This window comes from Actinoplanes sp. CA-131856 (assembly GCF_050956135.1).
In the GTDB taxonomy this organism is placed as follows: Bacteria; Actinomycetota; Actinomycetes; order Mycobacteriales; family Micromonosporaceae; genus Actinoplanes.
Map to the genome: position 1 here is coordinate 7,928,411 of NZ_CP191849.1, position 11,590 is coordinate 7,940,000.

Genomic DNA, 11,590 nt, shown 5'->3' on the forward strand with positions numbered 1-11,590 from the left:
TCGGTCCCCACCGACAATCGCCCACTGCGGTCACCTTCGATTGCCTCGCCAGCCCTCCACCGGGAGCGCGAATTTGGCGACCAGAACATCGGTGAAAGGCCTGGGTGCGAGCCGGACGAGCCGTACGGGCAACTGACCGCGCTCGACCGTGACCTTCGCACCCGGCGGAAGGTCCCACGTGCGGCGGCCGTCGCAGCAGAGCACCGCGAACGACGTGTACGGGTCGACGGTCAGCGCGAACGTCGACGTCGGCGCCGTGACCAGCGGCTTGCTGAACAGGGCGTGCGCGCTGATCGGCACCAGCAGCAGCGCCTCGACCTCGGGCCAGACGACCGGGCCGCCACCGGAGAAGGCGTACGCCGTCGATCCGGTCGGAGTGGCGCACACCACACCGTCACAGCCGTAGCGGGCCAGCGGCCGCCCGTCCACGTCGACGAGCAGCTCGAGCATCTGCGCCCGCTGCCCCTTCTCGACGCTCACCTCGTTCAGCGCCCACGATTCGGCGATCAGCCGTCCGTCGTACTCGGCCCGGACGTCGAGGGTCAACCGCTCGTCCACCTTGTACGACCCGTCGACCACCTCCTTGACGGCCTGGTCGATGTGCTCGATCTCGGCCTCGGCCAGGAACCCGACCTTGCCCAGGTTGATGCCGAGCAGCGGCGCCTTGATCGGGCGGGCCAGCTCGGCCGCGCGCAGAAAGGTGCCATCGCCGCCGAGCGCCAGCACGATCTCGACGCCCTCGGCGGCGGCGGGACCGCTCACCGCCGTCACCTCGGGCGGCAGATCGAGATCGGCCACCTCCTCGGCGATCACGCGCACCTCGAACCCGGCCGCGAGCAGGTCGCGGGCCACGGTCCGGGCGTGCTGCGTGCTCTGCCGCCGGCCGGTGTGGGTGACCAGCAGGGCCGAGCGCGTCATGAGTCCTCCAAAAGGGCGGCGGCCGGGTCAGGCTCCGGCGGGTGCTCCGGCGCGTGCGAAGCTACCCCGATCTTGGGCCCGGCGGCGACCACTCTTTCGATCTCCGCACGATCGGCTTGCGGCGCGTCCCGCCGGAACCACACGAAGAACTCGACGTTCCCGCTCGGCCCGGGCAGCGGGCTCGCGGTCACCCCTCGCGTACCCAGCCCCAGCTCCCACGCGGCGGCGGCGACATCGAGGACGGCTTCGGCCCGCAGAGGCCATTCCCGTACGACTCCACCGGCGCCCACACGATCCTTGCCGACCTCGAACTGCGGCTTGACCATCAGCGCGAGATCACCGTCGTCCTTCGTGCACGCGGCGAGCGCGGGCAGCACGAGCCGCAACGAGATGAAGGACAGATCGGCGACGGTCAGATCGACCGGCCCGCCGATCACTTCGGGCGTGAGGGTACGGACGTTGGTGCGCTCGTGGACGTCGACGCGCTCATCGGTGCGGATGGGCCAGGCGAGCTGACCGTATCCGACGTCGACGGCGACGACCCGCCCGGCGCCGGCCCGCAACAGCACGTCGGTGAAGCCGCCGGTCGAGGCGCCGGCGTCGAGACACCGCCGGCCGGTGACGGTCAGGCCGTCACGACCGAACGCCTCGAGCGCGCCGGCCAGCTTGTGCCCGCCACGCGACACGTACTCGGTGGCCGGGTCCTCCCCGGTCACCAGCACCGGATCGGCCGGGTCGACCATGGCCGCCACCTTGCGGGCCACGGTGCCCCGCACCTGCACCCGGCCGGCCTCGACGAGCTGCGCGGCCTGCTCACGCGAGCGGGCCAGCTTGCGGCGCACCAGCTCGGCGTCGAGTCGGGCTCTCTTGGCCATCAGACGCTCACCGATCGATGCTCGCCAGCGTCTCCTGGAAGACCTGGTGGGCCGCCTCGTACTCGGCGATCTGCTCGGCCGGGGCGAGCCGGCTCGCGTTCTCCAGCGCCTTCAGCACGGCGTCGACGGCCGGATGACCGGTCTCCTCCACGATCTGCCCACTGGCCTCAGCGAACGCCTCACCATGCGACACCGGCGGCGTCGGCTGATGCGACGGCGGCGGCCCGGGCCGGAACCCGGCGGGCGAGGGCGGCGGACCGGGGCGGAACCCACCCGGCGGCGGACCCGGCTTGAACGGGAACGTCATCGCCTCATGCCTCCGGAGCCTTGTTCTCGACCGGCGCCGGCGTCTCGGGAGCGCTCAGCGGCGGCAGAACCGTCCCCGCCGCGGCGTCCCGCACAGCAGCGGTCGGTGCCTCGGCGGTGCCCGCCGGAGCCGACGGCAGCGCTTTCGTGGCCGCCTTCTTGGCAACAGCCTTCTTCGCCGGCTTCTTCGAAGGCTCGCCCGGCGCGACCGGGCCGTTCGCCGCCGCCTTCTTCGCGGCCGCCTTCTTGATGGCGGCGCTGGGCGTCGTCGCCTCCGCGATCGCCGCCTTCTTCGCCGGCCCGACCGGAACAGCTCCGGCCGTGGCGGTCTCCGCAGCCGGGGTCTTCTTGGCTACGGCCTTCTTGGCGACGGCCTTCTTGGCGGGCGGGATCGGCGCGGCGCCGGCCGTGGCCGTCTCCTCGGCCGGAACCTTCTTCGCCACAGCCTTCTTGGCGACCGCCTTCTTGGCCGGCGCGTTGGTGGCCGGCGCGCCCGGGACCCGCGACGTGTTCGCGAGCGGCGCGGCCGGCGTCGTGCCGGCCGACGGCATCGCGTTCGGCACGGCCGCCTTCTTGGCCACCTTGCGCGGCAACGGCGCCGGCTCGTCGAGCCTCGTGCCGCCCGTCGCCCCACCGCCGACGCCGCTGTCCTCGGCCAGCTTCAGCTGGTCCTCGAGGTCACGCAGCCGCGTCTTGAGCTCGGTGACCTCCTCGGCGGTGGCGAGACCCACCACGTTGAGCGCCCGCTCGACCTCGTAGCGCACCAGATTGGTCAGCGCCTCGCGGTTGGCCACGCCGGCCGACAGCAGATCGTCCACCAGCCCCTGCAACTGCGCGGCCGTGGCCCCGCCCTTGCTGACCAACTCGCCCGCCACCTTCTGGGCGCGCTTGCGGGGCGCCTCGGTCAGTCCGAGGGCAAGGTCCAGATACGCCCGCCATGCGTCCGGCATTTTTCCGCTCCTCTCGCGGCTCGTCGGGTGCAACGCTACCGGGAGGTCGGGGAGACTTCGTGAGGTACGGTCCGGTACCCGGACCGGGTGTCGCGAGAAAGGGTTCCAGATGGCCACCGTGGACGAGTGCCGAGACGCTTTGCACGCCCTGGCGGCGAAGCTCGACCGCAACGCCGAGACCCAGGGCAAGCTCGACTTCGACCGCACGCTGGCCTGCCGCGTGCCCGACCTGGGAACGGCCTTCCACGCCCGCCTCACCGGCGGCCGCCTGGTCGACATCACCGACGGCGACGACCCGAAGGCCAAGATCGCCCTGACCGCGGACAGCGACAACCTGCTGGCCCTGCTGCGCGGCGAGCTCGACGTGACCCGCGCGATCGCCTCCCGCCAGATTCAGATCAAGGCCAATCCGTTCGACCTGCTGAAGCTGCGCAAGCTCCTCTGAGGTCCAAAGGAGGCATTCGCCATCCCTCGGCGAGGCGGGACGGGTGCACGTTGACACCGCCACCGAAGAACTCGGTGAACTTCATGATCAGCGGATCCCACCGCAGCGGGTCCACGTAGCCCGTACCCTCAATGATCAGATCTTTGTCGACGTGCGCCCGGAGCACCTCGACCTGATAGGCGGTCGCGCGCAGCCCGGGCTCGGTGAGCGGATGGGTGCCCGTCACCCGGCACTCCAGCTGGATCGGGCACTCGGCGACCCGGGGCGGCGCGACAAGCTCGGAGGCTTGCCGGGTGAGCCCACCGAGCGCGAACTTGTCGGCCACGTGCCGATAGCCCTGCGCCCGTTTCCCCGAGGGCACGTCGGGCCGCCCGGTCGTCATCGCGATCCGGTCCACCGCCGACACCATGGCCGACGAGGGCAGGTTGAGCACGCACTCCCGCTCCCGCCACAGGTTGGCCGCGGTCTGGCTGCGATCCCCCATTCCCAGCACCGCCGTCTGCCCCAGCCACCACGCGGACGACATGGGCGCCAGGTTGGCGGTGCCGTCCGGGTTGACCGTGCTGAGCAGCACCACCGGGGTGCCGAAGTAGAGAACTTTCAGTCCAGGCACGACGTGCACAAGAGCCTCCCAAGCCGATCGAGACTCCATGCTCACCCGGCCCGTTCCACAAAGCTGGCGGCTTTCGGACGTCGCGTCGCGCTACAGGGACCAGGTCCGGAACAGATCGCGGGCGGCGTCCGAGGCCGGCCGCAGGGAAGTCACGGCCACGCCGTCCCAGGTGGCGGAGCACAGCACGCGCAGGGCGGTCAGCGGGTCACCCGAGCCGTCCAGGCTCGCGCTGTCCCCGTCGCGGCTGAGGGTCCAGCCGCCGGTGGGCTCGCCGGGCACGCGGAGGTCGTCGGCCGGGGCGAAAAGGCCGGACAAGTCGGCGGCCACGAAAGTGGGGCGGCGGTCCGGGGTGGCCGCCAACAGGTCGGCCGGGGTGCTCACCCCGGTCAGGACCAGGAGGCTGTCCATGCCGGCGGTGACGGCGCCCTGGATGTCGGTGTCCAGGCGGTCGCCCACCACCACGGGCCGCTTCACGTGTGCCTGTGCGGCGGCTGTGGTGAACAGGGCCGGTTCCGGCTTTCCCACGACCAGGTCGGGGTCACGGTCCAAGGCCGTCCGCAGTACGGCCACCAGCGAACCGTTTCCAGGGAGCGGTCCCCGGGGGCTGGGCAGGGTGCGGTCGGTGTTGGTGGCCACCCAGAGGGCGCCGGCCCGTACGGCCAGGGAAGCCTCGGCCAGGACCCGCCAGCCGACGTCGGGGCCGTAGCCCTGCACCACCGCGGCGGGCTTCTCCTCCGCGGTCTCGACCACGGTCAGGCCGGCGTCGCGGACCTCGGCCCGGAGAGCCTCGGCGCCCACGACGAGGACGGGGGCGCCGGCCGGGAGCTTCCCGGCGAGCAGGGACGCCGCGGCGCCGGCCGAGGTGAGAACCTCGGCCGGCGCGGCGGGCACGCCCATCTTGGTGAGGGCTGCGGCTACGTCGGGGGCTCGGCGAGAGGCGTTGTTCGTCGCGTACGCCACGGCGACACCCGACGATCGCAGGCGCCCGATGGCCTCGGGGGCGCCTGCGATCGGCTCGTCGATCAGGTAGACGACGCCGTCCAGGTCGAAGACGACCAGGTCGTAGCCGGCGACCAGGGGCTCGCTCACTCCTGGGGCTTCTTGCCCTCGGTCGTGGGCTCGTCCTCGACGGCGGAGAAGCTCACGGCGGGAACGTCGCCGGTCTTGGCGTCACCCTGCTTCTTCTCGACCGGGTCGGTGTTCACGTCCGTCTCGGCGACGGCGACCGGCTCGTCGTCCTCGTCCTCGTCGTCCTCGTCGTCTTCGTCGTCTTCGTCGTCGTCCTCATCGGCGGCGTCGGAGTCGTCGTAGTCGTCGGACTTGGCGTCGACCTCGTCGCGGTCGTCGTCGCGGTCGTCGTCGTCCTCGTCGAACTCGTCGTCCGCGTCGTACGAATCCCGCGCGTCCTCGTCGCGGTCGTCCTCGTCCTCGTCGTCGTCGCCGTCGCGGGCGGTGGCCGAGTCGGCGGGCGCCTCGGCGTCCTCGTCCTCGTCGTCGCCCTCGATGGTGACCCCGTCGAGCTCGAGCAGGCGCTCGGCCGCGTCGGTGAGCTGGTCCTCGTCGACGGCGGCGGCGCGGGCGAACCATTCGCGGGCCTCGTCGCGCCGGCCGGCGGCCAGCAGGGCGTCGGCGTACGCGTAACGCAGCCGGGCCGCCCAGTCGGCGTCCTCCTCGGCGGTGAGCTCGCGCACCTGGAGCATCGCGACCGCCGCGTCGTGCTGACCCAGGTCGCCCCGGGCACCGGCCGCCACGATCAGCAGCTCGATCGCGCCGGACTTGTCCATCTTCTCGATGTCGGCGCCGCGGAACAGGTCGATGGCCCGCTCGGGACGCCCCAGCGCCCGCTCGCAGTCGGCGAGTTCGGCCAGGTGCGTCTGGCGTCCGGTCATTCGGTGGTACGTCCGAAGCTCGGCGATCGCCGTGGTCCAGTCACCCGCCGCGTACGCCGCCAGACCCACCGCCTCGCGCACGACAGCGATCCGCGACGCCAGGCGCCGAGCCGCGATCGCGTGCTGGAGAGCCAGCTCGGAGTCCTCGTCGATGATCTGGCCGGCCGCTACGAGGTGCCGCGAGACCTTGTCGGAGATGTCCCGCGCCAGCGACACGAGCTCGGCCCGCACGTCCTGGTCGAGGTCGGTCGCCTGGATCTCCTCGGGAATCTCCGGCGCCTTGAAGGCCTGCTCGTCGCCGCCCTGCTCGTCCCGGACCGGCCCACGGTCGTCCCGGTCGCGGTAGCCGCCCCGGTCGTCACGGTTCTGGTAGCCACCGCGGTCCTGGTAGCCACCGCGGTCACGGTCGCCGCCACGGAACCCACCGCGGTCGCCGCCCCGGTCCTGGTACGAGGGCCGGTCGCCCCGGTCACCCCGGAAGCCGCCGCCCTGCGGACGGTCACCCCGGTCACCGCGGAAGCCGCCGCCCTGCGGCCGGTCACCCCGGTCGCGCTGGGGCCGGTCACCGTACGGACGGTCGCCCGAAGGACGGTCGCCCCGGAAGCCACCGCCACTGCGGTTGCCCGGCCGGTCGCCGCCACCCGGGTAGCCCCCACGGTCACGGTCGCCACCACGGTAGCCACCGCGGTCGTCACGGTTCTGGTAGCCGCCGCCCTGCGGACGGTCACGGTCACCGCCGCGGAACCCGCCCCGGTCGCCCTGGTAGCCACTGCGCGGCGCGCCGCCCTCGCGGTCGCCCCGGAAGCCACCGCCCTGCGGACGGTCACCCCCACGGAAGCCACCGCGGTCGTCACGGTTCTGGTAGCCACCGCGGTCACGGTCGCCACCACGGAACCCGCCGCGATCGCCGCCACCCTGGTAACCACCACGGTCACGATCTCCGCCACGGAAGCCACCGCGGTCGCCGCCACCCTGGTAACCACCACGGTCACGATCGCCACCACGGAACCCGCCGCGGTCGCCGCCCCGGTCCTGGTACGAGGGCCGGTCACCCCGGAAGCCGCCACCCTGCGGACGGTCACCCCGGTCCTGGTACGACGGCCGCTCGCGGTCGCCCCCACGGAAGCCACCGCCCTGGGGACGGTCACCCCCACGGAAGCCGCCCCGGTCGCCGCCACCCTGGTAACCACCACGGTCACGATCGCCACCACGGAAGCCACCGCGGTCGCCGCCACCCTGGTAACCACCACGGTCACGGTCACCACCACGGAACCCACCGCGATCGCCGCCCCGGTCCTGGTACGAGGGCCGGTCACCCCGGTCACCCCGGAAGCCGCCGCCCTGCGGCCGGTCACCCCGGTCACCGCGGACGCCACCACCCTGCGGACGGTCGCCACCGGAAACTCCACGACGGTCGCCGCCACCCTGATAGCCACCACGGTCGCGGTCGCCACCACGGAAGCCGCCCCGGTCGCCGCCACCCTGGTAACCACCACGGTCACGATCGCCACCACGGAAGCCACCGCGGTCGCCGCCACCCTGGTAACCACCACGGTCACGGTCACCACCACGGAAACCGCCCCGATCGCCACCACCCTGATAGCCACCACGGTCACGATCGCCACCACGGAAGCCGCCCCGGTCACCACCGGAGGAGGAGCCACCGCGATATCCACCACGGTCGCCGCCGGACGAGCCGCCGCGGTATCCACCACGGTCGCCACCGCCCTGGTAACCACCACGGTCACGGTCGCCACCGCGGAAACCGCCGCGGTCGCCGCCCTGGTAGCCACCACGGTCGCGGTCGCCGCCCCGGTCGCCTCTGTCTCCGCGATCGTTCCGGTCGCCCCGGAAGCCACCGCGGTCGCGGTCACCGCCGCGGCCGGCCTGGCGGTCGTCATCGCGGGGGCCGGAGCCGCCGTCCTGGGGTCCTGTAGTCACGGATCAAATCCTTCCGGTACGGCGGGCCCTCGGTATGGCGGGCAAGCCTCAACACTCAAAGTTACTCGGGGGCAGACACACAAAAGCAGCCGAGGGCCGACTCCGTCTCGGAGCGGCCCTCGGCTGTCTACGTTGAGTCCGGCGGCGTCCTACTCTCCCACACCCTCCCGAGTGCAGTACCATCGGCGCTGGAGGGCTTAGCTTCCGGGTTCGGAATGAGACCGGGCGTTTCCCCTCCGCTATGACCACCGAAACAACCATCAGCGGAACAAACCAGCAACCCTCACCTGGTGAGGGGTGGTTGTTCGTTTGCTGTGAATCACACAGTGGACGCGCTCATAAGTTTAGGGTGGTTAAGCCCTCGGCCTATTAGTACCGGTCGACTGAACCAGTTACCTGGCTTACATCTCCGGCCTATCAACCCCATCGTCTATAGGGAGCCTTACCCACTCAAGGTGGTGGGATACCTCATCTCGAAGCGAGCTTCCCGCTTAGATGCTTTCAGCGGTTATCCCTTCCGAACGTAGCCAACCAGCCGTGCCCCTGGCGGGACAACTGGCACACCAGAGGTTCGTCCGTCCCGGTCCTCTCGTACTAGGGACAGCCCTTCTCAAGTATCCAACGCGCACGGCGGATAGGGACCGAACTGTCTCACGACGTTCTAAACCCAGCTCGCGTACCGCTTTAATGGGCGAACAGCCCAACCCTTGGGACCTGCTACAGCCCCAGGATGCGACGAGCCGACATCGAGGTGCCAAACCATCCCGTCGATATGGACTCTTGGGGAAGATCAGCCTGTTATCCCCGGGGTACCTTTTATCCGTTGAGCGACACCGCTTCCACACGCAAGTGCCGGATCACTAGTCCCGACTTTCGTCCCTGCTCGACCCGTCAGTCTCACAGTCAAGCTCCCTTGTGCACTTACACTCAACACCTGATTGCCAACCAGGCTGAGGGAACCTTTGGGCGCCTCCGTTACCCTTTAGGAGGCAACCGCCCCAGTTAAACTACCCACCAGACACTGTCCCTCGACCCGATCAGGGCCGCAAGTTAGATACCCAAACCCAACAGAGTGGTATTTCAAGATTGCCTCCACCCGAACTGGCGTCCAAGCTTCACCGGCTCCCACCTATCCTACACAATTAAATTCGGATACCAATGTCAAGCTATAGTAAAGGTCCCGGGGTCTTTCCGTCCTGCCGCGCGTAACGAGCATCTTTACTCGTACTGCAATTTCGCCGGGCCTGTGGTTGAGACAGTGGGGAAGTCGTTACGCCATTCGTGCAGGTCGGAACTTACCCGACAAGGAATTTCGCTACCTTAGGATGGTTATAGTTACCACCGCCGTTTACTGGCGCTTAAGTTCTCCGCTTCGCCCCGAAGAGCTAACAGGTCCCCTTAACGTTCCAGCACCGGGCAGGCGTCAGTCCATATACATCGTCTTACGACTTGGCATGGACCTGTGTTTTTAGTAAACAGTCGCTTCCCCCTGCTCTCTGCGGCCATACCACGCTCCACCAGCAAGTGGCTTCACGCGTCCGGCCCCCCTTCTCCCTAAGTTACGGGGGCAATTTGCCGAGTTCCTTAACCACAGTTCACCCGTCGCCTTAGTATTCTCTACCTGACCACCTGTGTCGGTTTAGGGTACGGGCCGCTCGGAACATCGCTAGAGGCTTTTCTCGGCAGCATAGGATCAATGACTTCACCTGAAACGGCTCGGCATCACGTCTCACCCATCATGTGTCACGGATTTACCTATGACACGGGCTACACGCTTACCCCAGGACAACCACCGCCTGGGATCATCTACCTTCCTGCGTCACCCCATCACTAAACTACTACCCACCAAGATCCCAGCTCGCCTACCATTGATCCGAAGACCGCCGGCACTTGAGGTGGTTAGTACAGTGAGGTTCGTCTTGGGCGTTCCTTTGCGGGTACGGGAATATCAACCCGTTATCCATCGACTACGCCTCTCGGCCTCGCCTTAGGCCCCGACTCACCCAGGGCGGATTAGCCTGGCCCTGGAACCCTTGGTCATCCGGCGGAAGGGGTTCTCACCCTTCATTCGCTACTCATGCCTGCATTCTCACTCGTGCAACCTCCACGGCTGGATCACTCCGCCGCTTCCCTGGTAGCACGACGCTCCCCTACCCATCCACACCACTGCACCCAACCCCGAAGAGTTGAGCGGATGTATTGTGTGAATGCCACAGCTTCGGCGGTGTGCTTGAGCCCCGCTACATTGTCGGCGCGGAACCACTTGACCAGTGAGCTATTACGCACTCTTTAAAGGATGGCTGCTTCTAAGCCAACCTCCTGGTTGTCTAAGCGACCCCACATCCTTTTCCACTTAGCACACGCTTAGGGGCCTTAGCTGGTGATCTGGGCTGTTTCCCTCTCGACTACGAAGCTTATCCCCCGCAGTCTCACTGCCGCGCTCTCACTTACCGGCATTCGGAGTTTAGCTGATTTCGGTAAGCTTGTAGGCCCCCTAGACCATCCAGTGCTCTACCTCCGGCAAGAAACACACGACGCTGCACCTAAATGCATTTCGGGGAGAACCAGCTATCACGGAGTTTGATTGGCCTTTCACCCCTAACCACAGGTCATCCCCCAACTTTTCAACGTTGGTGGGTTCGGTCCTCCACGCAGTCTTACCCACGCTTCAACCTGCCCATGGCTAGATCACCCCGCTTCGGGTCTAGAACATGCGACTAAAAACGCCCTCTTCAGACTCGCTTTCGCTACGGCTACCCCACACAGGTTAACCTCGCCACATGCCACTAACTCGCAGGCTCATTCTTCAAAAGGCACGCCATCACCCTTTAACAGGCTCTGACGGATTGTAGGCGAACGGTTTCAGGTACTATTTCACTCCCCTCCCGGGGTACTTTTCACCATTCCCTCACGGTACTCGTCCGCTATCGGTCACCAGGAAGTATTCAGCCTTACCAGGTGGTCCTGGCAGATTCACAGCAGATTCTAGGAGTCCGCTGCTACTCGGGAAATCTGTAAGGAGATCAGAGACTTTCACTTACGGGGCTCTCACCCTCTACGGCCGGCTTTCCCACACCGTTCAACTAACCTCTGATTTTGTAACTCCCTGAAAGACTGTCAGATCTTTCGAACAGCTCCCACAACCCCTCATGCGCAACGCCTGACAGCTATCACACGCACAAGGTTTAGGCTCGATCCGCTTTCGCTCGCCACTACTCACGGAATCACATGTTGTTTTCTCTTCCTACGGGTACTGAGATGTTTCACTTCCCCGCGTTCCCCTCACACACCCTATGAATTCAGGTGCGGATGACACGACATGACTCGTGCCAGGTTTCCCCATTCGGACACCCTGGGATCACAGCTAGGTTGACAGCTCCCCCAGGCCTATCGCGGCCTCCCACGTCCTTCATCGGCTCCTGGTGCCAAGGCATCCACCGTTCGCCCTTGACAACTTAACCACAGAAAACAAGATGCTCGCGTCCACTGTGCAATTCTCAACCAACGACCAACCCACAACCCCAACCGCTAGGCACCAGCACCACCATCGTGGCCGGTCTACCTGGCAAGGTCATGCCTGGCATTGAAAAACAACCCCGGCCCGCAGGCCGGCAAGGTTGTTCTTTCAGATACCCAACAGGGTGCTATCTTGT

At 67.5% G+C, this 11,590-nt stretch carries 7 protein-coding genes, 2 rRNA genes and 1 pseudogene; 1 reads left to right on the forward strand and 9 read right to left on the reverse strand.

Annotated elements, in window-relative coordinates; all coding sequences use genetic code 11:
• Positions 1-30 precede the first annotated feature (30 nt).
• The 4 genes and pseudogenes from ACQP2X_RS36270 to ACQP2X_RS36285 all read right to left on the reverse strand — a co-directional run.
• Positions 31-918: an NAD kinase gene (locus ACQP2X_RS36270; protein ID WP_498689678.1), complete on the reverse strand. Its 888-nt coding sequence runs from the start codon at positions 916-918 to the stop codon at positions 31-33.
• Positions 915-1,793: a TlyA family RNA methyltransferase gene (locus ACQP2X_RS36275; RefSeq protein WP_498689680.1), complete on the reverse strand. Its 879-nt coding sequence runs from the start codon at positions 1,791-1,793 to the stop codon at positions 915-917. Before ACQP2X_RS36275 ends, ACQP2X_RS36270 begins: the two co-directional genes overlap by 4 nt.
• A gap of 7 nt (positions 1,794-1,800) precedes the next feature.
• Positions 1,801-2,100 (reverse strand): hypothetical protein, encoded by a 300-nt coding sequence (locus ACQP2X_RS36280; RefSeq protein ID WP_498689682.1) that lies wholly within the window; start codon positions 2,098-2,100, stop codon positions 1,801-1,803.
• Between the two features lie 337 nt (positions 2,101-2,437).
• Positions 2,438-3,049, reverse strand: a pseudogene (locus ACQP2X_RS36285) (phasin family protein); the annotation flags it as partial.
• Positions 3,050-3,158: 109 nt separating this feature from the next.
• Here ACQP2X_RS36285 and ACQP2X_RS36290 point away from each other — a divergent pair.
• Positions 3,159-3,494: an SCP2 sterol-binding domain-containing protein gene (locus ACQP2X_RS36290; protein ID WP_498689684.1), complete on the forward strand. Its 336-nt coding sequence runs from the start codon at positions 3,159-3,161 to the stop codon at positions 3,492-3,494.
• Here the strand turns inward: ACQP2X_RS36290 and ACQP2X_RS36295 are convergent.
• The 5 genes from ACQP2X_RS36295 to ACQP2X_RS36315 form a co-directional block, all read right to left on the reverse strand.
• A complete protein-coding gene (locus ACQP2X_RS36295; protein WP_498689686.1) occupies positions 3,448-4,116 on the reverse strand; it encodes a flavin reductase family protein in 669 nt (222 codons plus the stop codon). The genes ACQP2X_RS36290 and ACQP2X_RS36295 overlap by 47 nt on opposite strands.
• Positions 4,117-4,197: 81 nt before the next feature.
• A complete protein-coding gene (locus tag ACQP2X_RS36300) occupies positions 4,198-5,196 on the reverse strand; it encodes an HAD-IIA family hydrolase (protein WP_498689688.1) in 999 nt (332 codons plus the stop codon).
• Entirely contained in the window at positions 5,193-7,937 is a 2,745-nt protein-coding gene (locus ACQP2X_RS36305) for a tetratricopeptide repeat protein (protein WP_498689690.1), read from the reverse strand. The genes ACQP2X_RS36300 and ACQP2X_RS36305 overlap by 4 nt, the downstream gene beginning before the upstream one ends.
• 136 nt (positions 7,938-8,073) lie before the next feature.
• Positions 8,074-8,190 (reverse strand): 5S ribosomal RNA (gene rrf, locus ACQP2X_RS36310).
• A gap of 96 nt (positions 8,191-8,286) precedes the next feature.
• A 23S ribosomal RNA gene (locus ACQP2X_RS36315) occupies positions 8,287-11,398 on the reverse strand.
• Positions 11,399-11,590: the final 192 nt, after the last annotated feature.

Coding starts and splice junctions, on each gene's coding strand:
- ACQP2X_RS36270 (WP_498689678.1), bottom strand. CDS start 918: ATGACGCGCTCGGCCCTGCTGGTCACCCACACCGGCCGGCGGCAGAGC.
- ACQP2X_RS36275 (WP_498689680.1), bottom strand. CDS start 1,793: ATGGCCAAGAGAGCCCGACTCGACGCCGAGCTGGTGCGCCGCAAGCTG.
- ACQP2X_RS36280 (WP_498689682.1), bottom strand. CDS start 2,100: ATGACGTTCCCGTTCAAGCCGGGTCCGCCGCCGGGTGGGTTCCGCCCC.
- ACQP2X_RS36290 (WP_498689684.1), top strand. CDS start 3,159: ATGGCCACCGTGGACGAGTGCCGAGACGCTTTGCACGCCCTGGCGGCG.